We start from the raw sequence: 19,598 nt of genomic DNA on the forward strand, positions 1-19,598 counted from the left end.
CTCCCTTACCAAGGGAGTGCTCTACCACTGAGCTACCGCAGCGACGCGGGCCTCAATAGCCGTGAACGCCTTGAATTGCAAGGCGTTCCGATCTGACGGGGCAGAATGTTCCAGCGTCACGCTTTGCAACCATGTTGGCACCGCGCACCCACGGAACCGCAATCAGTCCACACCATCTTGACGAGAGCTACACCGCTTTTGTAACCATATCGGTGCCATTTTGGAGGCAATAATGACGACTGATCGTGAGATGCCCCGCTACCAGTGCCACAAGATCGTGCATGCGTTGAAAATCGCAACCTTCGTGATCAACGAAGAAAATGGGGCGATGCTGGTAGCTCCCGCCGATGAGGGTTACGCCCCGTTCGAGGTGACGCGCGATTGGGAGCGCCGCTTCAAGCCCATCGACGACGATCTTGGCTACTATGTCGTCTATGATGGCGGCTATGCGTCATGGTCGCCGTCGAAGGCGTTCGAGGAAGGGTACACCCGGCTATGACCGGAATGGGGCGCAGGAGCGTGTTCTGCACCCTCGGCCTTCACCCACTGCCGGCGAAGGCCTCCTCGCGCGTCCTTGCCCCGTCCCCGAGGCGAGTGGATGCCATCGGACCTCCGGCCTTACCCTGAAATCGACTTTGCGCTATGACCGCTAGTGGGAGGCGCCGGAAATATGAACCGTAAAGCCCGCGCGAGGATCTTCTGGCTCGAAGATCGCGACGACATGGCGAAACTGCCTGCATGGCTCGCCTGGCGCTCCAGGCACGTGACTGCGGCGATCGAGCGAGAGCATGAAGACAGCGGTGCGGTTTCGATATGCCTGTTCAAGCACCAGGATGGGGCCGGCCTTATCCGCTGCGCCACCGATGAACTCGCCGATTTGGCGCGGGACGCAATCACGGAGCAGCTCCAGATTGACGTGGCCACTGACATGGGTGGCGAAGCACCAGGGCGGCCTAGAGCGAGAAAACCAGCCGCTCGGCATGCGCGCGACTGGTAGTTTTTCAGACGCCCTTCGCCTTGGCATAGTCCGACGGCTTCGGATCGATGTTGACGTACCGCGCGCGGCAGTGGTTCTTGATGTCGTTCATGTCGAGCGCGACGCGCGTGCAGCCCTTGCGCCTGGCGATGTCGTCGAGGAGATGCGTCATCGGCCGATCACCGCCTGCCTCGATCATGGCTGCCTTGTCGAACTGAGCGCGCCAGCCGCATTGCTCGCACTCGACGATGATCTTGTCGGCCGGGTAGTCGGCAAGGTAGGCCGCGCCCCTGATCCGCTCCCGTTCAACCTTCTCGGACATCCTGGACCGTGGCGTGCCTCAGCTTCGACTCGCCCCGAAGATATCGCACCCGCGCCGTGATGCCAGGCTTTACCCATTCGACATCGTCGACTACCGCGCTCGGCACGCCGGCGGGCTGCTTCGCCCGCGCCTCCTGCACCCGCTTCCATAACCGTTCCTTGATGGAGCGGTTTGCGTTGATCATCGCGCCGCCGGCGTATTTGCCCTCGCGCGCCACCAGTGCCACGGCCGGCTTGCCCGGCTCGCGCTTGATGCCCAGCAGCTCGAAATCTCCGACGTCCCAGCATTTCGCCTTCACCCAGGACTCGCCCTTGCCGCTGTGATAGGGGGCATTCCTGCGCTTCGACACCATGCCTTCGAGGCCCATCTTGTCAACGGCCGCGAAGAACTCGGCGCCGTTGCCCTCGACGTGCTGGCTGAATTGGATGATGCCGTCGGCCGGCTTCACCAAGTCCCAGAGCTTCGCCTTGCGCTCGACGAGCGGCATGGCCCGCAGATCCTCGCCGTCGAGGTGCAGAAGATCGAAGCTGACGAAGGCGAGTTGCTCGGCGTTCCAGGCCATGCGCGAGTGCATGGCGTGAAAATTCGGCCGACCGTCAGGATCCGGCGCGATCATCTCGCCATCGATGATGAAGGATTTCGCGGGCAGTTTCTCCGCGGCAGCGATCACCGGCCAGTAGCGCTTCGACCAGTCAATGCCAGTGCGGGTGAAGGCCCGGGCGCCTGCCCAATCGAGGATCAGTTGGGTGCGGAAGCCATCGTATTTGATCTCATGGAGCCAGTCGTCGCTGACAGGTGGCTCGAGCACCTGCGCCGGCTCCTGCGGCTTGATGAACCGCAGCCGGTCGCGGTTTACTCGATTACGCATCAAAAACACCTCAACTCTGAAGCAATCTAAACGCGCGAGATGTCGAAATCGTTAGGCCTGAAACGCAAAAAAGACCCCTGCCGGCCGAAGCCGACAGGGAGACTGGAATGGTGAAGCAGGATCAGGGAGGCGGCTTGCCCGTGAGCGTGTAATAGGCGGCGGCCGCACCAGCCGCAGCGGAGATCAGCGCTTTGCCAAAGCTCCAAAGCACGCGCCCGAGCGAGCCGGCGAAAACGACGCGGTCGCGAACTCGCTCCAGTTCGACCGTCGTCGGTCGGATCGCCTCAACGCTCTTCTCGACGGCGCCTAGACGGAAGTTGATGCCGATCATCTCACGCTCGGCGCGTTCCTGGGCCTCATACCCTCGTCGTCGCCCTTCCGCCGCTGCTTTCTGTTCTTCGGCGATTGCCGCCAGCATCGCCTCGATCGATTTGAGCCTCTCCTCGAGGCGCACAATCTGAACATCCATGCTCTCTTCCGCCATTTCTCCCCGTGCCGCCCCTGCTTTTTCTAGATGCCATTGTCGAGTTCGGCCTTTTCCCCGACCAGGACGACGCACGCGGTGCGCCCGTCGGAGACGATCACCGAATAGGTGCCGGCCTGTGAAAGCGTGAACAGCATCTGCTGGTCGCCAGTTGTGCCCCGGATCACGATGAACTCGTGATAGGCCTTGGCGAGGCGATCGAGCATGGCCTGGAGCGGCGCGCAGGAGCTTTGCGCATGCGCGGGCGTGAGGCGCCAGATCATGGCGAGGCAGAGCACGATCAGCGCGGCGGCGATGACCCAGACGCGCTTCATTTCACCAGCGCCTTGATCGTGGTGCCCTTGGCGTGGTTGAGGCGCCCGCAGTCCGCGAGCGTGGCGCGATCCTGCGCCCAAAGGCGGCTCGTCTCGTCGTCCGGAACGAAGCGGTGGGGCACATCGACGACGGTGCCGCACTCGCCCATCACGCTCGGATCGACATGCGGCTTCAGGCTATCGGCCCACGGCATCGATGCCGATTGACAGCCTTGCAGGGATGCCATGCCGAGGCCGGCAAGCGCCAGCAGCGTCACCAGCCGGTTTCGGCCCATTGTCTTCGTCCTTCTGTTGCCGGATGCGGTCTTCTAGATCGGCGAGGCGCAGCGTGTCGGCGCGGCCATTGCGCATGCTGTCGGCGAGTTGTTGCGCCGCAGCATCGATGTCGGCTTGCTTGGTCTTGAGCTTCGCTGCCTGTTCGAGCTCGGCGCGGCGCTGCTTTTCCTGCCACACCAGGCGCTCATTCAATTGGCCAGCGGCATATTCCCGATCGACGCGGCCATCGACAAAGCGGGAGAGCGCCGGCCCGAGGTAGGGAACATCGCGCACCGGCCCGAGCGGCAGGCCCTCATAGAACAGGATGATGGCGCCCGCGACGGCGATCGGCAGGCCGAAGCGAGAGGTGGCGAACTGCCAGACCGCATTGAGGATGACGAGCGCGGGCGCCAGAGGCGCGAGCACCGGAGCGAAGAGCGACATCATTGCCACCCTACTCCAAGGCCGATCAGCGCCACGCCGACCGCGATTGCTACCGCAAGGAAGGCCGCTATGATCCAGGCGGCCGTCCACATCATCTCGCCCCAGAAATCGGGATTGTTGCCGCCGCCGCCCATCAGCCCGCAACCTCGACCCGGCGGCTGATCGCTTTGACGCGAACGCGTGGCTTCGGCAGGTGCGCGAGGCGCCGCTTCAGCCAGAGTTCAAAATCTGCCGCCTCATGGTGGCTGAGATGCTGCATCTGGCACGGACAGACCGGATCGCCGTTGCGCGGGCCGGTGCAGAAGCACGGGCGCAATTCCTGCGACTGCGGCCTGTCGCGAAGCGATAACATGGCCGGGTTTTGAAACTTCATTGGGATTTGCCCTTCAATGGGAAAGGCCCGCCACCGTGGTGACGGGCCAAAGCTGATCAATCGACGGGCGCGAAGTCGACGTAGTAGCTCTTGCCGATCACGAGTTGCTCGGCCGCTTTCGGGTTGTCGATCTGGAATTCCGCATGGCCGGACGGGGTCGCTTTCTGGAAAGAAACATCCTCGGCGACCTTCTGGTCATACTCACATCGGAAGATCGCTTTCGCTCCGCCCCAAGCCTGAGCGAACACGTTCTCCAAGCGCATTTTTGCACGAATACCCATCTCTTCATCTCCATGAGTGGGGTTGCCAGGATCCGCCTGGCGCGGATCGGATCAGCAATCCCGCAACACGCCGTGATGCAGGAAGCCGTGGAAGCCGGGGACGGCGATTGATCCAGCGCCGGCCGCACAGGTTCGGTCGTTCTTGTCGACATGCAACGTTCCATCTTCGGGGCGCCCGTGGCGCACCCAGCAGAAATGGTCGTTGTCGTCGGGCATCGTGCAGTTGCTGGCGCGGCTATCGATCTGCCAGTCGTGGTTGCCCGGCAGCTTCACTACCAGAGACCGGTGATCCGGACCGACCATATATGCGCAGCCAGTTGGGCCGTCCTTCCGACCCCCTGAGATCCACCAAGCGTCCCAGCAGCTTCCCACTGGAGCTTTGTCGAGGGTCGTCCGCTCGCCAGTTGCCTCGCAGAGATAAACTTGCCGGCCGAACAGCTGAAACGGGTCATCGGCACTGAATGGCCGTCCGCAGGCGCTGCAGGATGTCGGCCACCGCGGGTCGTTTTCCGGCGGCTTGCGGTCTTCCCGACCGCCGTCGATATAGCCATCCTTGGTGTAAAGGATATCGGCCTCACCGAGCTCGAACATGGCATTGCAATAGCCGCCGGTCGACGTGCATTTATGCTTGTCGCTCGACGTGTACCGCCGAAGCCATTGGCGTTCGCGGTCGGTGGGCTCAAGCCACCGGATCTTGTACTCACTCATGCGAAATGCCTCGTGATGGCGAAGACGATCAGGAAAGCCACAGTCCCGGCCGCCCACGGGAGAACCATGCGGATGATCTCGGTGACGATCGGCTCCATCAGGGTAGCCCGGAGACGCAGAGTTCGGCCTCACCAAGGCGCTGCGCGTCGCCCATCTCGCGGCGCTTTACCAGGCCGGGAAGCACGTCGCCGCCGGCCTTGTTCCACGCTGTCTGGGCTTCGCAGGCATGGCGATACTCGTGCTTGGTGATGAACTCCGAAGCTCTCGACCCGATCTGGCCGCGCCGCGGCTTCTTGGATCCGACCCCGAAATTGTAGGCGCCGGAGAGCATCGAGGCCTGCACTGTGATCGGCGCCTGCCAATAGTCGTTCACCCCATCAACGAGAGGCAGGTAGTAGTCGTGCGTGACACGATAGATCAGCTTGGCTTCACACTCCTCGATCGTCGCGCGCATGCCTGGCCTCACGCCCTTCGTCTCACCCCAGCAGATCGTCCAGACCTTGACGCTGTCCTGGTAGGCGACGAGCCGGAGCCCTTCCCAAGGCTTGATCAGCTTGTCGACGGCAAGGCGCACCGCCGGTGGCGTGTAGCCCTTGGCGATGGCCTCATGGATCGCAGCAACCCTGGGGTCTGGCTGGCTTGCGATGAAGGCGGTCCAACCGCTCGCGGCCGCGAACAGCGCCGCGCCGGCGGCGGCGGCCTTGCCACGCGGCGTGGCGATAATTCTACCGATTGGCATCGGGATCTCCTGAGATGTTCTTCTGGCGGGTGACTCGCAGCAACGGCACGATGGCTGCCGCTATGCCGGCAGCGGCCGTCAGCACTCCATTGAGGACAATGAGTTGCCTCGACGGATACGGCTGCGCGATGGTGTAGAAATAGACGCTTGTCGCCGCGCCGCTGAGAATCGCGGCGAGCACACCGGCCCATACCGCCCAACTGCGCCACAAAACGGTTTTCCAATTGTCAATGAGTCGCATTTTCATGCCCCGTGATCGCGGAAGTTGCATTTTGCGGCGAGGCGCCGCATTCTCCCCGCCGGGAGCGGGGTGTTTCCTTTGGATTTTCTGAAGAAGCTGATGATCGTAGTGCTCTGTGCGGCTCTTGCTGCTGGCGCGGTAGCGATCATCGAACGATTGGTGCTTGAGCCGCCTCGGCCTGCACTAACCGGGGAGCCGCCTCCGCTTCCAATCATCAAGCAGAAGCCGGTGCGACAATGGAAACGACGCCTGACATAGTCCTTGAGCCGACCGCTTGGCGGACTCGGCTCACGCCATCTGTCGGGCTTGTGGTTGTCGCCGCGGTCTATGCCGGGACCGCCGCGGTACTGTTTCCGACCTCATTCGCGGCATCGTTCGGCGGCATTCGGCTGCTGATGTTTTATCTTCTCTTGCCGATCCTGATGCTGCTTGGCTTGGCCTTCGCTGGTATCATCCAGCAACCAGGGTCGCCGCTGGGTTACGTCCGCGCCAAGATCAGATCGCGCGGCATTGGCGCCATGACGACGATCGGAGTCTTCACGCTCTGCCTCGGCGCGTTCACGACCTATAAGCACGAATTTTCCAGCTTGGTCAGCTTCTTCGCCGATCCACTGTTCGCGAGGCTGGATGCCACCATCCACTTCGGCGATCCATGGCGCTGGACAAGGGCGCTGCCGCTGCCCGGGTTTTTCGACCGGATGCTTTACTTCCTCTACTCGCAACTCTGGCTCGCGCTTGTCGCCGGCATCATCGTTTTCGCCGCATGGATGGAGGATGCCGCGACCAGACTACGCTATTTCACGGCATTGCTGTCCACGGCCATCCTACTCGGCGTCGTGGCCCGTCTGGCTGGATCCTCAGCCGGCCCGATCTTTTATGATCGGCTGTTCGGCGGCGATCGTTTTGCCGATCTCATGAGCGCTCTGAAGACCAGCGATTCAGGGCCAGAAACGCTGCAGATCGCCGACTACCTCTATGCATCCTACGCCAGCAATGAGACTGTCGTCGGCAGCGGCATCTCAGCAATGCCGAGCTTCCATGTCGCCATGGTCACCTTGAACGCTCTGTTCCTCTGGAGTCTCAATCGCCGGGTAGGTTCCATCGCCTGGCTCTATGCCGGGCTGATCCTGTTCGGGTCAGTCTATGCGGGCTGGCACTATGCCATAGACGGCTATGTGTCGATCGCCACTGTTTTGATGATCTGGCGTTGGACGCGGCGGCGTTACGTCGCGCCCGGTGATCATCGGAACGATACGGCGACAATCGCCTCGAAGCCGGCGCTCGACGTCGCCTGGACGCTTGTAGCCTGGTGGCAGAGAGACCCGAGGCCATAGCTGCACCGCACCGCATATTGCCCAGTGTGCGCCGACTGGCCGAAATGCGCCTTGCTCTTGCCAGTGGCAAGGCGCGCTCCTGCGCGTCCCGGCCGCGCGTCGAATCGAGGATGCGGAAGTCGATGACCTTGATCGCCGCGTTGGCGATCAGCTGAAGCTTCGGATGGCATTTCGACAAGGCAGCCGCAGAGGCCGCACCAAACACGGGCACGGCAGATCCTTTACGTTATCGTGGAAGTTGAAGTTATGCCGGCTGGATCGCGACTGCGGCCATCTGAGAGCCCGACGCGGTTCCCGAAAATGTCGATGTCACCGATTCCCCGGGCGTCGACGCCTTCGAGCCATGAATGCCGCGCATGTCGGTGCTGGAATTCGAGTTGTAGTCCTCTGTGATATTGCTCAGCGAGCCGGTGCCGCTGCCATTGTTGCAGAACGCGAACAGGGCTTCGCCTCCCGGCGGGATCGTTATCGTCGCGCTGGTGGTTCCGGTCGCCGTCGAGGATGCGGTCTGCGAGGCACCGGTGGCACGGTAGACGGTGATGGTGCCAGCCAGTCCGTTGCTGCTGAATGTCAGCACGACGTTGCCGGAGGTCGCGCTGGCGATCGAAGACCCGGAGCCGGCGTCGACGACCCAGATCTCGGCGTTGCGAACTGCTGCCAAGCCTTGCGCCCTGACCAGGCGAGTCGCAACGGCACCGCCGACGGTCACGCTGTCCAGCGTCCTGGTGTTGCTGAAGTGGTCGTAGGCGACCGAGATATAGAGCAGCCGGTCAGCAGCCGTCGCACCGAACGACATGCCGGCACCGGTGATCGTCGATCCCGCCTGCTCCGGCGCCGTGTAGGTGCTGACTGCGGCGACAGACACCGGAACAATCGCCACCTCGTCGGCGAACTGGTCGATCAGGATCGAGAACGGCCCGGCGTCGGCATTGTTGAACCACAGCGCGATGCCGAAGGTGGCGACGCCGGAGACGTTGGAGAACGGCGACGGCACGGCACCGGCATATTCGTCGCTCCAGGTCGAGCCGTCGGCGCTGGTCTGGAACTTGTAGGTCGTGCCGTCGGCCGAGACGACGAGCCGGATCCAGTTCGGCCCACCCTGAGTGCCGTGGGCGGCGGCGCCGCCATCGCTGGTGGTATGGCCGGTCTGGGCATTCCAGCCGTTCGGCGGCGTGCCATAGACCTTGTATTTGTTGAGCCCGGTTGAGCCGTCGCCGCGCAGGCCGACGATGTGGAAATCATTGTTGCTCTTGAGGCCGAAACCGACCATGGCGAGCTTGCCCTGCTGGGCGAGCTGCGAGAATTGCGGCGTGTAGCGGAAGGTGTATTGCCGGCCGGCCGCGATGGTGGCGAGCGGATAGACGAACTTGCCGAACGATCCCGCCTTGGTCTTGCCCTTGACCGTGACGTCGCCGGCGGCAGTGACGGTGACAACCGGCGGCTCGACGAAGCCGCCATCGCTGTCGCCGGAGCCGCCACCGACAATCACGGCGGCGCCAGGCCCCTTGCGACCGAGAAGATAGGGCGCGGCGGTCATCAGGCTGAACCTTGAAAGCCTTCGAGCGTGGCGATCCACGTCGACTGCGCCAGCGGCGAGGCGATCGCCTCCAGCGTCTGCAACAGGCCGAACACGGTCTTGCCGCCGGAGGTCGGCAGCGTGATGATGCGCGCGCCCTCGTCGGGAACGAAGATGCCGCCGCTACCGTCGCTGAAGGTGCGCATCGTGCCGGACAGCGAGCCGATAAAGGTGGCGCGCGGATTGGAGAAGGCGGCATTGTCGCCGGCACCGACTGTCGGCGAGGCCCGGAACAGCCACATGCGCAGCGCCTTGCCGGCGACACCGGTGTCGGTCGTGATCAGTCGCAGCCGCTCGATGGTGACCAGATCGTCGTTGACGTCGGACATCGTGAATGAGAACGGCGTCACCGATCCAGCCGTCGTGCTGTTGGCGATGGCGTCATTGGCAGCGTAGGCGCTAGTATCGTTCGGCCGCGTCATCGTCGCGGCGACCGCTTCGATGAACTTGGTCTTGACCTTGCCGATCAGATTGGTGCCGGCATTCAGACCGACATCGTTGTCGGCGCCGAGGTCGACTTTGAGGCCGGCCGTAGCGTCCACCGGAGCGACACCGGCATTGGTCGCCGGATCACCCAGAACGACCACCTGGCGGTGATTGCCATTGGTGGATTCGGTGCGCGTATCGATGTTGGTGCCGGTGCCTTGGGTGATCTGGACAGCGGTGTCGCTCATGTCAGGAAGCCTTCGTCAGAGTGAGGAGGAGGCCGATGGGCTGGCCGGCTGTTCGTGGTCCTGTGGAACCGCTCGCGGCTTTCCCCAGGCCAAGGCCGAGGGCCAAGGCGATGCCAGGCATGGTGTTTTCCTTTTCGGGAGTTGTGATCAGGCGGTGAGCGCCGGCAGATCGGCTGGATCCATGGCCGGGTAGATCGTGATCGAGCGGATGTAGGTCTGGAACAGCGTGTTGCCGTTGCCGGCGCCGTCGTGGCCGATGGTGACATCGCTCATGATCGGCGCGGCATAGGAGACGCTCTGGGTTTCGGCGGCGTCGCCGTCATTCGACCAGGCATATTCATAATCGCCGCCGCCGATGTCGCGGTTGAGGGTGATGGCTATTTTGTGGACACCGCTGCCGGAGACCGGCGTGCCGATATACAGCCCAAGGGCAATGAAATCGGATATCGCGCCATCGACGCTGACGATGATGCCGTCACCGGCGGTGTCGAGGTTGCCGGTGTCGCTGATGAAGATCAGGAAGCCGCCGAGCGAGGAAGCCGTCGACACCTCGAAGAGCAGCGTCACTCCGGCCGCGAGCCCCGCCAGCAACTGGGTGAGAAGCACGCCGATGACGGTCGGCCGGTTGGCGTTGCTGAAATCGATATACATCCCCGACCCGGAAATCGCGCTCGGATCGAATCCGCCGCCAAGCATGGCCGAAACGGACTGCCAGGATCCGCCGGCATAATAGAAGCCGTTGACGAAATCGAGGAATGAGGTGGCACCAGGCGGCAGCGTGCCGCCTCCCCCGCCACCTGTGGCGAAGGCATAGGGGTTGAGCAGCATGCTCATGCGCGCGAGCCGTAGAACGTCACCTTGAGGCCCTTGGCGGTGCCGTCACCAATCTGGGTGATGACGATGGTGATCTCGTCATCATCGGCGAGGGACGAGACCGAGATCACTGCGGCCGTGGCGGCAGTGACGGAGGTTTTCTCTGTGTTGTCGATCGTCAGCAGGGTCGAGAGAACCGTCGTGCCGTTCTTCTTGATGTCGACGGTGAAGATCGAGCCGGAGGCCTGGGCCGTCGTCAGCGAGGCCCGCACCGCAGTCAGCGTGATCGCCCGCGGCATGCGGAACGTGACCTTGGTGCCGGTCGTCAGCGCCGTCGTCTCGTCCGAGGCGGCGACCGTCATTTCCCAATTGGCGTAGAGCTCGTCGAAGTTCGATTTCGCCTTGCTGAACGCAGTGCGCAGAGGATCGCCGGTTCCGTCGTTGGCGACCGAACCGATGTTGATGACCTGTTTTGTCATGGATGGTCCTAAGCTGCGTCGGCCGTGAAGGCGGTGCTGTCGGCGGTGATGTGCGTATTGTCGGCAGTCATGGAGCCGGGCGCGAGCACGATATGGCCGCGCGCTCGGTAGCCCCGGCCCGCGCCGACGCGCGTCTGGTTCGGCACCAGGATATCGAGCGCGCTCATCATGAAGACGTCGAAGGTGATTTCCGCTGGCGGATCGGAACCGAGGTCCGAGATCACGTCGGCGCTGGCATAGTGGACGGAATTGGCGGTGGCCGTCAGGGTGCGCTTGTAGGTCACGCCGTCGTAGATATCGATCTCGAAGGACAGTGCCGCCTCGCCGAAGTTCGCCGGATTGAGCCCATCGGTCAGCCGGGAGCGATAGTCCCACGAGATGTCGATGCCGTCGGGCGAACCCGCCACTGCGTCGAGATTGACGCAGGCGTAAGGCGTCTCGGCCGCGCCGATGATCTGCTTCTGGGTGACGATGCCAGTCGACGGATCCTGCGTCAGGCCGATCGCCTTGTAGAATTTCGACAGGCCAAGGTCCGAGACGGGATGATTGACCGATTTCAGCCAGGCCGCATCGACCATGACAAACTGGTCGCCGATGGCGTGGGTGTCGCAGAACACTTCCGTGCCCCTGTAGCCGCGGCGGGAGAAGCCGGAGAGCGTGTAGCTGCCGTCGGCGTTGGCAACTACCGTCTTATAGCCGACCGCCTCCCAACGCCCCTGCGCGCCGATATAGGCGAAGTTCGCCCCGGCAAGCACCTGGTCCTCTGTCGCGTCGACGAGCAGCGCCACATCGCCGGCCGTGCGCCGGATGGTGACGGTCGAGGTGTCGTCGGTGCCGAACGGATCGAGCGGGTTGCCAAGCGCGATGACGCATGTTCCCACGACGCCCTTGTGCGGCGCCTGGGTGAGCAGAAGCGACAAGGCCGAGGCGACATCGCCGCGATAGAGAGCACCTCCTCCCCAGCCCTGCTGGCCGCGCGAGGCGAGGATGCCGTATTGCCTAAGCCCTGCCCCGGCCAGATCATCGGCGTAGCGGTAGAGCGGCACGTCGAGGTGGATATACTGCGTCGCCAGCGTAACGGGCAGTTGATTGCCAAGGCTCTGGTTCGTGACCGGGGTGATCGTGGTCGACACTGAGGTCTGGAATTCGGTGCATGCGATGTCGGCAACGATGTTGCGGCCGAGCGCCACGGTATCGACCTGGACAGTATAGGTGATCGTCCCGCTAGGCACGGAAACGACGTCGCCCGGCAGCAGCCGGACCTCGCCGGTGAGCGAGAAGGAATGCGAGCGCCGCTTGGCCTGGAGCTCGAAATACTTCTCGGTGACGAATTTTTGCGCGTCGGCGTCCGACATCACCAAGGGTGTGGAGTATTTCTCGACCCGGATCGAGTTGCTGGTCGCCGGCATGGTGAAGGAAGCCGGGCGTGATTCATAGCCCTGGTCGCGGGAGACATATTCCACCTCGACGCGCGACACGCTGCGGATCTCGGCGTCGTCGACGCTCTTGACCGAGGCATCATTGTCCTGGAAGACCAGTTCGGCCGTCGTCAGCGCCAGATCGAGCGCGAAGGACGTGTCTTGCCCCGGCTTCTTGAAATAGAAGCCGTCGCCGGTGTCGGCATAGGTGAAGCCGTAGATTTCCGACGGCGACTGCAGCACCGTCCGGACGTTGGTGTCGCTGCCGATGACAAACCCATAGGCCGCGATCCCGCCCAAGCCGTCGAAGGTCAACTCGCTCGGCCCGTAGCCGGCGAGGAACATGATCTTTGTGAGCAGCGACGTCAGGCTGACAAGGCCGGGTTTCACATTGGGAAGCTGATGCTCGACCCAGTGATCATCGCCGAACGCTTCGAAATAGGCGCTCTTGTTCTGGTCGAAGATGCCGCTGGTGAATTCCAGGTTGGTGATGCCGGTATGCGAGGCAAAGATCGAGATGGTCTTGGCGCCAACATCGAGCAGATAGACCTTGCCGTCGTCGTCGACACCTTCGGTCATCATCACATAGCCGGGGCGCGGCCAGTAACGCTCTCGGCCGGTCACGAGGGTGCCCATGGTGATGAAGTACGTCCGATCTACCGTAATGCTGTCCGCTACGGATCCCGTGTTCGGGTCGACATAGCGGACGTAATAGGCGCCCGACACAGTTTCGAAGACGACGAGATAGCCGGTCTGCGGATCGTACCAGCTCCCGGTCGTCACGCCGGCCGATGTGTAGACCGTGGCCGTCGTCCAGGCATCGCCATCGAAAGTCGCTTCTTTTACGCTACCAGATGCGTCGATGAAGAAGGAAACGGTTCCAGATGACACTCGACCATAGACAAGGCTGCCGCTTCCTGCGCCCGTGACCCGGCCAATCGTGACGTTGCCGAGAATGTCGATCAGGGCATAAGGCAGGCCCGATCCGGCCCCGAAATCGAAGCCCGTGATGATGTACTTTTCGCCGAACGGAAAACCGATCTTCCAGTCGAAGATTTCGCCGCTCTCCTCATGCGAGGAAACGATTTTGCCGGTGGCGACGTCATAGACGATGTCGACTTCTGGCCAGCTCGTGCTGGCAAAACGCGCCAAGACGAACCCTGATCCTCGGATCGCCATGAGCCAGTAGGCGTCGTCGACATAATTTTCCGAGCCTTGAAGCGGAACGCGATAGCGCTCGGTGTAGGTCTGCGCGTCGAGGACCGCGAGATAGATTTGCGGAGTGCCAGGAATCTCGTTCTGCCCCAGCAATTGATAGATGACGTCCTGCGTCGGGTCATAGGCCGCCGCTCGACCCGCCGAGTTCTCCGTGTAAATGACCGGCGTCGTTCCGGTCCAGGCGATCTCATGCGTGCCACCGCCATCGGTCGCGGCATTGGAGATCACCGCCTTGACGGTTGGCGCGCTGTCGGCCTGATAGCCAGACAGGTAGACTATGGCGAAGTTTTGCCAGGCGCCGGCATCGGTGCCGATGTTGGTTTGGGTGATGGCGTCCGGAGCGGTTTGCGTGCCGCCATCGAAGCGAAAGGCTGTCGATGCGCCGATGCCATTCTCCGCGTCATAGACGACGTCACCGTTGACCTCGAGGCGCACCAACTTGTAGCCGTCGCCGAACGGGTCGTAGGCCAAGAGATAGCCCAGCATGGCCGCCTGCTGCGAACCATATTGCGGAACCTCGACGGTGCGGCTGAACGGGTCGTTGTTGAGCCACTTCGTGCCGGGCGGGAAATCCCCGAGGTTCTGCAGTGTCGTGAGCTGCTGCTGGGTGTATCCGCTGATCACCTGGCTGGTGACGGCGCCGCCGACTACCGGGATACCATCGACCTTGCCGGTGCCGATAACGATCGGGATCGACCGGCCCAAGACCTTGGAGACCGAGAAGGTCGGCGTAGCCGATACGTCCTCGGGCTGCTTGGTATTGTCCTGCTGGGTCGGGCCGAGGTGGATGGTCGGCCGGGCGCCAAGAACATAGGCCATTTGCTAGCTCAGCAATTCGCCCGGCGTGAAATCGAAGCCGGGGTAGCGGTTGACGTTGTTGTAATGCTTGCAGCCGAACGACCCGCTCCGAGAGAGGTCGCAGCCAGCGCTGATGTTAATCGTGTCACCCACCTGGACATCAAAGGGGGCTGGCAACACCAATTCCACAAGCGATGTGCCGGAAACCCAGCGGCGCGCGTTGTCGCTCCATCCGGCGTTATCTCCACCAGTGAAGACCACCTTACCGTGCGTGAAATTGAGGCCGCTCGGATTGGTCACGGTGATGGTGAACTTCCCATTGTTTGTGACCGTCGCGACAGTGGCGGGGAGCGTGAGGGGCGTGAGATCGACGCCGCACTGCGAACTGCCAAACCGAAAGGAACACTTCGGCTGGACGGTGAAGAGAATGATATCGGCTAGGGCATCGGCCTTTGTGATGAGCTTGAACGAGCCGGCAAGCCGATCGGTAAACTCGGTTTCGCCGACAAAGCCGGAGAGCACGATTTCGCGATCCGACGGATTGGTGAAGTCGGCCAGCCATACCGTCACGGGAACGCCGCGCCAGGCGCCGCGCTTGACGTGGTCGGCATAGACAGGCCCGACGCTATCGAACGGCAGATCGATGTCGAGCCCAGCCGGCCGGCCGCCATTCGAGACCGTGAACTTGGTGACGTTGAAGCCCGGCGATTTCAGGAAGGTGTTGCCGCCCACGACACGATCCTGGTCGAAATCCGTCAACCGCACCGTGCCACAGAGCGCGATCGGGTTCACCATCTCGATCAGGAAGCAGCGCGTGACCTGCAGCGAGGCGAGGTTGGCGATGAGCGTCGGCGACCAGTCCCTCACGGAATGTCCTCTTTGGCCTGCAGGCCATCGACGCTCATGATGTCCAGCGACTGATAGGGCACGCTTGCCTCGAAGACGTCGCCCTCGAAGGCCACCGGCACATAGAAATCGGCCGTCACGGTGATGACGGCATCCAGTGCCGGTGCCGAGACGAAGGTGATCAGGCCCGTCGAATTCACGGTGTAGTCGGTCGTCAGCGTCTTGGTGACGCCGTCGACCTTGACCACCAGAGTGCCTGCCTTGATGTGGCGGATGACGCGCACATAGGGATTGACGCCTGCCGTCTCGGTCTTGGTGATCTGGAAGGCGACGGTCGACCCATCACCAAGCGCGATCTGCTCGTCGACCAACTGGAAGTTGGTCCAGTCCTTCATCAGGAAGACTTTGAAATCGCCGCGGCGATCGTAGAAGAAGGCGCGCAGTGCCTTGACCAGGTCGGCCGGCGCGTCCTGCATCGACCAGGTGTAGACGTGCCTGGCGATCGATACGTTCATCAGGCGCCGGGTCTGCATGTTGACCTGGGTCGACTTATCCGTCGAAAAGGTCGGGCCGCCCTTGAAGCCCTGCGAGACCCTTTCGGGCATGATCAGGTTATCGACCATTGATGCCTCTGATCGCCTCGCGAACCGCCATCGTCGCCTGCCGTTTCATCTCAGCGATGCTGTCCTTGCTCACTTGCGCGCCGCCCTGGATGTATATCGGCATGGAGATGTTGATGGGCCGGTCGGTGGCGCTGCTGGCGCTATTCTGGTTCGCTGCGGGCTGCTGGCGCACGTCCTGGAACTGATCCGGCCGTGCGATGATGACGCGCTCGTTCGGGTTCTTGAAGAACTCGACTTTTTGGGTGTCGCCCGGACCGCCGCCGATCATGCCGCCGGTGTCGAATCCGGGGTAGGTTTTGACGGGCTGGCCATTGGCGTCGACCAGATTATTCACGCCGCGGAAGACGCTGCGAATACCCTCGCTATAGGCCGCCGCCGAATCCCTCTCGTAGGAAGTCGAGCCCGCCGCCCCGAGCGGCGACGCGCCGCCGTAGACGATGTTGTGGGCGATCTGCTGCGGCGACGCGCTCCTGCCAAGGCCGTATCCGATCGGCTGGCCGGAGAGCACGCCAGCGGCCTGGAAGTTGGCCCGCACCTGCTTCAGCACGTCGAGGTATTGCTGATACTGCGGATCGCGCGTGGTGCCCGTCCCGGTCGATGACCCGCCAGAGGATGAGCCGCCGCTGAGCGCCGACGCGCTGCTGGCCGTGGCCGTCTTGATATCGTCGAGGATCTGCGCCGTCTTGCGCGTGTTGGCCTCGACATTCATCAACACGGTCCAAAGGCGGTCATCCTCTCGGGTCGGCTCGCGGCCGGTGAAGCCGGATTGTGCATCGGCGAGAGCCTGATGAAACATGACCGACTGCGCGTTCGGGATGACTGTGCCGGCGCCCTTGGGCACGACTAGCTCCGGCCCATGCTCGCCTACCCAATAGGGCGTTTGCGCGTCCACCGGGCCGCCGGCAGCGCGCGCGCCGCCGAACCGGGTGACGTTGACGGTGCTCGAACCGCTGCCTCCACTACCTCCCTGACTGCCATAGCTTCCGCCTTCCGTCGGCACGGAATAGGACGAGAGCGAAGGTCCGGAAGACTCCCCATCTGCCCCCCCGTAGCGCGTCACGCCGACGCCGCTGGTGCCCCCATTGCTGTTCGGCACATCATAGGTCGTCTGCGTGCCAGTGCCGACCTTGCGGGTCACCACAGTGATGGTAACGGTGCGGTTCTTGATCGCCTGGATGGCGGCGTTGAGCTGCCTCGCTGCGCTCGAATCCGCGTTCATCTGCTGATAGGCGCGGACGAGCGAGTCGACGAACTTGTTGACCTGGTCGGCGCCAAGGCCTGCCCCGATGAGCGACTGGCGCACCATGTCGAGGGACTGGTAGACGCCGCTGACGCTGGCGTTGCCAGTCTTGAGCGCATCGAACAGCTTATGCACCGTGGACGTGGCGTCGGAGATCGCCTGCTGCGCTCCCTTGATGTTCGAGATGTCGCCGAAATAGGCGTCGATGTTGTCCCTGCCGGCGGACGTCGCGATGGCCTGTTTGACCGTGTCGATATCCTGCTTCGTCGAGCGAAGCTGGCTACCGAGTTCGAGATAGCTCTGGAGTTGGGACTGGCGCGCCAGTTGGACGGCATCGTTGACCTGCTGGAAAGCGCCGAGCGTCGTCTGAACGCTGCTCGCGAACTGGCCGCCGATGTTGCCCGCCGATCGCAGGACGCCGAAGCGGTCCGTCGCACCGGAATTCAGCGTGCCGAAGAGCTTGGCGATGGTAGCGTCGGCGCCGCCTGCGCTCGAACCAATGTCCTTGAAGCCCTTCGAGACATCATAGAGCGACTGCGACGCCCTTTTCCCGTCGGCGACTATGTCCTTAATCGCGTTCTTCTCCTTCAGCGCATCCTGAAGCTTTGCGGCCGCGGTCGCGTCGGATTGAAGCTCCTTCGCGAATTGATGCGCATTCTCGTTCAAGGCCGGATCGATGCGCAGCCGACCGAGCGCGCTTTCGAGCTGATCGGCGGCGTCCGCGGCGCCTGACTTGGCAATCTCCGCCAGATCAGCAAAGGCCTTGGTGCCGGCGGTACCGACAAGGCCCCATTCCTGGCTGAGCATCGTCAGCCGAGTCGAGAGATAGCCCATCGTGTCGTCCAGGGTCTTCTTGTTCTCCTTGGCCTGCTCGACGATGTCGGCCGTGGCGACCGATTTCGGGATCCGCTTGGCCGCTTCGGCGTAAGACGCAGCGGCCTTCGCCGCCTCCGGATAAGCTCCCGCAACCTCATCGATCAGCGCCTTGTGCTCCTTCAGCACCTCGTCGACGCTCTTGATATCGTTGCGTGCGGAGATGACGTAGGCGCTGACCGCCGCGATCGCACCGATGCCGGCGGTCGCGATCAGGCCAGGAGTGCTTGTCGCCAACGACGTCAGTCTGCCGAACGTGGCGCCGGCCATGTCACCCAGGGCCTTGAGCGTGCCGCCGACGCCGCCCTGCCCGATCGTGAGCACTGATGCGATGCGATTGGCCTCATAGCCAAGCGCCTGCATGGCGCTGCCGCCAGCGAGCAATGTTCCAGCGGTGGACCGGGCGATGTGGCCAAGCTCGGCGATTTGAGCGCCTGAAAGGCGCGCAGCAGAAGCGCCGTGAGTGAATTCGGTGGCCATGCTCCGCGCGCCGAGGGCAACTTCCGTCTCGGTGACGCCGAGGGCCTGGAACACGGCTGCCGACTCCCGGGCCGATTTCGTGGCCGTGTCGATGATGCCGATGCGTTCGGTCAGGTCGCGATTGAAGTTCTCGCCTTGCTGCTGCGAGCGGAAGGCATCGATCTGGGCCTGCGAATAGCCGCGCAGCGCGTCGGTGACTGCCTTCACCTCCTGCGACTGCTCTTCCAGCGTCACATTGACCTTTTTCAGATCGCCGCCGGCGGCCTCAAGCGCTGCGGCAAACTCTTTCGCGCTAACCGTGGCGGCGCCGAGCCCCGCGGTCGCGCCAGTCGTTCCGATGCGATTGATCTCGGCGGTAGCGGCGGCGGCCGCCGAACCCGCCTGTGAAATGGCGGCCGATGCCTGCTGGGACGACGTGGTGACTTTGCCCAACGCCGCCGTGGCCTGCGTGCTGGAGCCCGACATCCTGGCGAGAAGCGCATTGGTCTGGTCAACGCTGGCCGCGATCTTCGCCAGGCTTTCCGAGACACCAGCACCGGAGAGCTTCTGGCTGATCTGGGCGTCGAACGTCGCGGCGAGTTGGTTGGCCTTGGCAAGAGCCTGCTCGAACGGCGCGATATTGCCGCCGATCTGGATCGTAACGGTACCGGCTACTTCCACGAGCGAATTTCCTTAATTGCCACCAAGCGAGCGCCTGGATTAGCTTCTGAGGATCGAAGGGACGGGAGGGACGCCAATGGACAATTGGCTGAAAGGACTGGTCGCGCTGGCCTGCCTGGTAGTCTGCGCCGCAGGCGGCATCTACATCTGGTCGGTCTGGCGAGAGAGCCGTGACGCGGCCGAGCACCAAGCCGCGGTGTTCGAATTTCTCAATGCGAAATCTGGCGATGTCGAAGCGGCGACCGCGACCTGCAAGAAGGCCAAGCGAAACCTGGAGAACGCCGTCGATCTCGGCTGGAACGAAGAAACCATCGCTTTCGCCCGCAAGATGATCGCGGTCTGTAAGGGGAATGGCTTCCTCTAATTCATGGCGGCCGCAGAACGCGCCTTGGCGCCATCGAAAAGAGCACGGCCGGCGTGAATTTCGGCAGCTCCGCCGGCTTCGGCGCCGGCGCGTCGCTGCGTCCAAAAAGGCCCCTGAGGAAATCTGCCTGACTATCGATCGCCATCAGGATGGCGAGGCAATCGGTTTTCATGGCCTTGTCGAAGGACCAGAGCAAC

25 protein-coding genes are annotated in these 19,598 nt (G+C 62.9%); 4 read left to right on the plus strand and 21 right to left on the minus strand.

Features of this window, described 5'->3' with window-relative positions:
* The first annotated feature begins 232 nt into the window (after positions 1-232).
* Both EN781_RS00005 and EN781_RS00010 read left to right on the plus strand, forming a co-directional pair.
* Positions 233-499 (plus strand): hypothetical protein, encoded by a 267-nt coding sequence (locus tag EN781_RS00005; RefSeq protein WP_127399553.1) that lies wholly within the window; start codon positions 233-235, stop codon positions 497-499.
* A 171-nt stretch (positions 500-670) separates the two neighbouring features.
* A complete protein-coding gene (locus EN781_RS00010; RefSeq protein ID WP_127399554.1) occupies positions 671-997 on the plus strand; it encodes a hypothetical protein in 327 nt (108 codons plus the stop codon).
* 4 nt (positions 998-1,001) lie between these two features.
* On the opposite strand, the gene EN781_RS00015 is transcribed toward EN781_RS00010, so the two are convergent.
* From EN781_RS00015 to EN781_RS00065, 12 genes are all read right to left on the minus strand, one after another.
* On the minus strand, positions 1,002-1,298 hold the full coding sequence (locus tag EN781_RS00015) for a hypothetical protein (protein WP_127399555.1): 297 nt from the start codon (positions 1,296-1,298) through the stop codon (positions 1,002-1,004).
* Positions 1,282-2,166, minus strand: coding sequence for an RNA ligase family protein (locus EN781_RS00020; protein WP_245492511.1), 885 nt, complete (start codon positions 2,164-2,166; stop codon positions 1,282-1,284). The genes EN781_RS00015 and EN781_RS00020 overlap by 17 nt, the downstream gene beginning before the upstream one ends.
* Positions 2,167-2,287: 121 nt before the next feature.
* Complete coding sequence (locus tag EN781_RS00025; protein WP_245492512.1) at positions 2,288-2,635, minus strand: hypothetical protein; 348 nt, start codon at positions 2,633-2,635, stop codon at positions 2,288-2,290.
* A 41-nt stretch (positions 2,636-2,676) separates the two neighbouring features.
* Entirely contained in the window at positions 2,677-2,964 is a 288-nt protein-coding gene (locus tag EN781_RS00030; RefSeq protein ID WP_127399557.1) for a hypothetical protein, read from the minus strand.
* A complete protein-coding gene (locus tag EN781_RS00035; RefSeq protein WP_189347205.1) occupies positions 2,961-3,158 on the minus strand; it encodes a hypothetical protein in 198 nt (65 codons plus the stop codon). The genes EN781_RS00030 and EN781_RS00035 overlap by 4 nt, the downstream gene beginning before the upstream one ends.
* Positions 3,142-3,666 carry a hypothetical protein gene (locus EN781_RS00040; RefSeq protein ID WP_145965427.1) on the minus strand — a complete coding sequence of 175 codons (525 nt, stop codon included), beginning with the start codon at positions 3,664-3,666 and terminating at the stop codon, positions 3,142-3,144. Before EN781_RS00040 ends, EN781_RS00035 begins: the two co-directional genes overlap by 17 nt.
* Positions 3,663-3,797, minus strand: a complete 135-nt coding sequence (locus EN781_RS35735) for a hypothetical protein (protein WP_281034348.1) — start codon at positions 3,795-3,797, stop codon at positions 3,663-3,665. Before EN781_RS35735 ends, EN781_RS00040 begins: the two co-directional genes overlap by 4 nt.
* Complete coding sequence (locus EN781_RS00045) at positions 3,797-4,036, minus strand: hypothetical protein (RefSeq protein WP_127399560.1); 240 nt, start codon at positions 4,034-4,036, stop codon at positions 3,797-3,799. The genes EN781_RS35735 and EN781_RS00045 overlap by 1 nt, the downstream gene beginning before the upstream one ends.
* 56 nt (positions 4,037-4,092) lie before the next feature.
* The gene (locus EN781_RS00050; protein WP_127399561.1) at positions 4,093-4,317 is read right to left on the minus strand and encodes a hypothetical protein; all 225 of its coding nucleotides are present in this window, start codon (positions 4,315-4,317) and stop codon (positions 4,093-4,095) included.
* Positions 4,318-4,368: 51 nt separating this feature from the next.
* Positions 4,369-5,025, minus strand: coding sequence for a hypothetical protein (locus EN781_RS00055; RefSeq protein ID WP_127399562.1), 657 nt, complete (start codon positions 5,023-5,025; stop codon positions 4,369-4,371).
* 97 nt (positions 5,026-5,122) lie between these two features.
* Positions 5,123-5,764 carry a lysozyme gene (locus tag EN781_RS00060; RefSeq protein ID WP_127399563.1) on the minus strand — a complete coding sequence of 214 codons (642 nt, stop codon included), beginning with the start codon at positions 5,762-5,764 and terminating at the stop codon, positions 5,123-5,125.
* Positions 5,751-6,011, minus strand: coding sequence for a hypothetical protein (locus EN781_RS00065; RefSeq protein WP_127399564.1), 261 nt, complete (start codon positions 6,009-6,011; stop codon positions 5,751-5,753). The genes EN781_RS00060 and EN781_RS00065 overlap by 14 nt, the downstream gene beginning before the upstream one ends.
* Positions 6,012-6,241: 230 nt before the next feature.
* On the opposite strand from EN781_RS00065, the gene EN781_RS00070 reads away from it, so the two are divergent.
* Positions 6,242-7,339 (plus strand): phosphatase PAP2 family protein, encoded by a 1,098-nt coding sequence (locus tag EN781_RS00070; RefSeq protein ID WP_127399565.1) that lies wholly within the window; start codon positions 6,242-6,244, stop codon positions 7,337-7,339.
* A gap of 244 nt (positions 7,340-7,583) precedes the next feature.
* Here the strand turns inward: EN781_RS00070 and EN781_RS00075 are convergent, their stop codons facing one another.
* From EN781_RS00075 to EN781_RS00110, 8 genes are all read right to left on the minus strand, one after another.
* The gene (locus EN781_RS00075; RefSeq protein WP_127399566.1) at positions 7,584-8,876 is read right to left on the minus strand and encodes a hypothetical protein; all 1,293 of its coding nucleotides are present in this window, start codon (positions 8,874-8,876) and stop codon (positions 7,584-7,586) included.
* Positions 8,876-9,589, minus strand: a complete 714-nt coding sequence (locus EN781_RS00080) for a hypothetical protein (RefSeq protein WP_127399567.1) — start codon at positions 9,587-9,589, stop codon at positions 8,876-8,878. The genes EN781_RS00075 and EN781_RS00080 overlap by 1 nt, the downstream gene beginning before the upstream one ends.
* 147 nt (positions 9,590-9,736) lie before the next feature.
* A complete protein-coding gene (locus EN781_RS00085) occupies positions 9,737-10,423 on the minus strand; it encodes a hypothetical protein (protein ID WP_127399568.1) in 687 nt (228 codons plus the stop codon).
* A complete protein-coding gene (locus EN781_RS00090) occupies positions 10,420-10,881 on the minus strand; it encodes a hypothetical protein (protein WP_127399569.1) in 462 nt (153 codons plus the stop codon). The genes EN781_RS00085 and EN781_RS00090 overlap by 4 nt, the downstream gene beginning before the upstream one ends.
* Before the next feature lie 8 nt (positions 10,882-10,889).
* Positions 10,890-14,336: a phage tail protein gene (locus tag EN781_RS00095; protein ID WP_127399570.1), complete on the minus strand. Its 3,447-nt coding sequence runs from the start codon at positions 14,334-14,336 to the stop codon at positions 10,890-10,892.
* Positions 14,337-14,339: 3 nt separating this feature from the next.
* Positions 14,340-15,182: a DUF2163 domain-containing protein gene (locus EN781_RS00100; RefSeq protein WP_127399571.1), complete on the minus strand. Its 843-nt coding sequence runs from the start codon at positions 15,180-15,182 to the stop codon at positions 14,340-14,342.
* Positions 15,179-15,784: a DUF2460 domain-containing protein gene (locus EN781_RS00105; RefSeq protein ID WP_127399572.1), complete on the minus strand. Its 606-nt coding sequence runs from the start codon at positions 15,782-15,784 to the stop codon at positions 15,179-15,181. The genes EN781_RS00100 and EN781_RS00105 overlap by 4 nt, the downstream gene beginning before the upstream one ends.
* Entirely contained in the window at positions 15,774-19,037 is a 3,264-nt protein-coding gene (locus tag EN781_RS00110) for a hypothetical protein (protein ID WP_127399573.1), read from the minus strand. Before EN781_RS00110 ends, EN781_RS00105 begins: the two co-directional genes overlap by 11 nt.
* 76 nt (positions 19,038-19,113) lie before the next feature.
* Between EN781_RS00110 and EN781_RS00115 the strand changes: the two genes are divergently transcribed.
* Complete coding sequence (locus tag EN781_RS00115; RefSeq protein WP_127399574.1) at positions 19,114-19,401, plus strand: hypothetical protein; 288 nt, start codon at positions 19,114-19,116, stop codon at positions 19,399-19,401.
* A gap of 1 nt (position 19,402) precedes the next feature.
* Here EN781_RS00115 and EN781_RS34035 read toward each other — a convergent pair whose 3' ends face one another.
* The gene (locus EN781_RS34035) at positions 19,403-19,573 is read right to left on the minus strand and encodes a hypothetical protein (protein WP_189347207.1); all 171 of its coding nucleotides are present in this window, start codon (positions 19,571-19,573) and stop codon (positions 19,403-19,405) included.
* Positions 19,574-19,598 lie beyond the last annotated feature (25 nt).

This window comes from Mesorhizobium sp. M4A.F.Ca.ET.090.04.2.1 (assembly GCF_003999085.1).
Taxonomy (GTDB): Bacteria; Pseudomonadota; Alphaproteobacteria; order Rhizobiales; family Rhizobiaceae; genus Mesorhizobium.

Excerpts from the sequence above, each read along its gene's own strand:
- EN781_RS00030 (WP_127399557.1), bottom strand. The coding sequence starts at position 2,964 with ATGAAGCGCGTCTGGGTCATCGCCGCCGCGCTGATCGTGCTCTGCCTC.
- EN781_RS00035 (WP_189347205.1), bottom strand. The coding sequence starts at position 3,158 with ATGCCGTGGGCCGATAGCCTGAAGCCGCATGTCGATCCGAGCGTGATG.
- EN781_RS00065 (WP_127399564.1), bottom strand. The coding sequence starts at position 6,011 with ATGAAAATGCGACTCATTGACAATTGGAAAACCGTTTTGTGGCGCAGT.
- EN781_RS00045 (WP_127399560.1), bottom strand. The coding sequence starts at position 4,036 with ATGAAGTTTCAAAACCCGGCCATGTTATCGCTTCGCGACAGGCCGCAG.
- EN781_RS00090 (WP_127399569.1), bottom strand. The coding sequence starts at position 10,881 with ATGACAAAACAGGTCATCAACATCGGTTCGGTCGCCAACGACGGAACC.
- EN781_RS00095 (WP_127399570.1), bottom strand. The coding sequence starts at position 14,336 with ATGGCCTATGTTCTTGGCGCCCGGCCGACCATCCACCTCGGCCCGACC.
- EN781_RS00050 (WP_127399561.1), bottom strand. The coding sequence starts at position 4,317 with ATGGGTATTCGTGCAAAAATGCGCTTGGAGAACGTGTTCGCTCAGGCT.
- EN781_RS00105 (WP_127399572.1), bottom strand. The coding sequence starts at position 15,784 with ATGGTCGATAACCTGATCATGCCCGAAAGGGTCTCGCAGGGCTTCAAG.
- EN781_RS00025 (WP_245492512.1), bottom strand. The coding sequence starts at position 2,635 with ATGGATGTTCAGATTGTGCGCCTCGAGGAGAGGCTCAAATCGATCGAG.
- EN781_RS00010 (WP_127399554.1), top strand. The coding sequence starts at position 671 with ATGAACCGTAAAGCCCGCGCGAGGATCTTCTGGCTCGAAGATCGCGAC.
- EN781_RS00080 (WP_127399567.1), bottom strand. The coding sequence starts at position 9,589 with ATGAGCGACACCGCTGTCCAGATCACCCAAGGCACCGGCACCAACATC.
- EN781_RS00075 (WP_127399566.1), bottom strand. The coding sequence starts at position 8,876 with ATGACCGCCGCGCCCTATCTTCTCGGTCGCAAGGGGCCTGGCGCCGCC.
- EN781_RS00115 (WP_127399574.1), top strand. The coding sequence starts at position 19,114 with ATGGACAATTGGCTGAAAGGACTGGTCGCGCTGGCCTGCCTGGTAGTC.
- EN781_RS00020 (WP_245492511.1), bottom strand. The coding sequence starts at position 2,166 with ATGCGTAATCGAGTAAACCGCGACCGGCTGCGGTTCATCAAGCCGCAG.
- EN781_RS00060 (WP_127399563.1), bottom strand. The coding sequence starts at position 5,764 with ATGCCAATCGGTAGAATTATCGCCACGCCGCGTGGCAAGGCCGCCGCC.
- EN781_RS00005 (WP_127399553.1), top strand. The coding sequence starts at position 233 with ATGACGACTGATCGTGAGATGCCCCGCTACCAGTGCCACAAGATCGTG.
- EN781_RS34035 (WP_189347207.1), bottom strand. The coding sequence starts at position 19,573 with ATGAAAACCGATTGCCTCGCCATCCTGATGGCGATCGATAGTCAGGCA.
- EN781_RS00040 (WP_145965427.1), bottom strand. The coding sequence starts at position 3,666 with ATGATGTCGCTCTTCGCTCCGGTGCTCGCGCCTCTGGCGCCCGCGCTC.
- EN781_RS00070 (WP_127399565.1), top strand. The coding sequence starts at position 6,242 with ATGGAAACGACGCCTGACATAGTCCTTGAGCCGACCGCTTGGCGGACT.
- EN781_RS35735 (WP_281034348.1), bottom strand. The coding sequence starts at position 3,797 with ATGGGCGGCGGCGGCAACAATCCCGATTTCTGGGGCGAGATGATGTGG.
- EN781_RS00055 (WP_127399562.1), bottom strand. The coding sequence starts at position 5,025 with ATGAGTGAGTACAAGATCCGGTGGCTTGAGCCCACCGACCGCGAACGC.
- EN781_RS00015 (WP_127399555.1), bottom strand. The coding sequence starts at position 1,298 with ATGTCCGAGAAGGTTGAACGGGAGCGGATCAGGGGCGCGGCCTACCTT.
- EN781_RS00085 (WP_127399568.1), bottom strand. The coding sequence starts at position 10,423 with ATGAGCATGCTGCTCAACCCCTATGCCTTCGCCACAGGTGGCGGGGGA.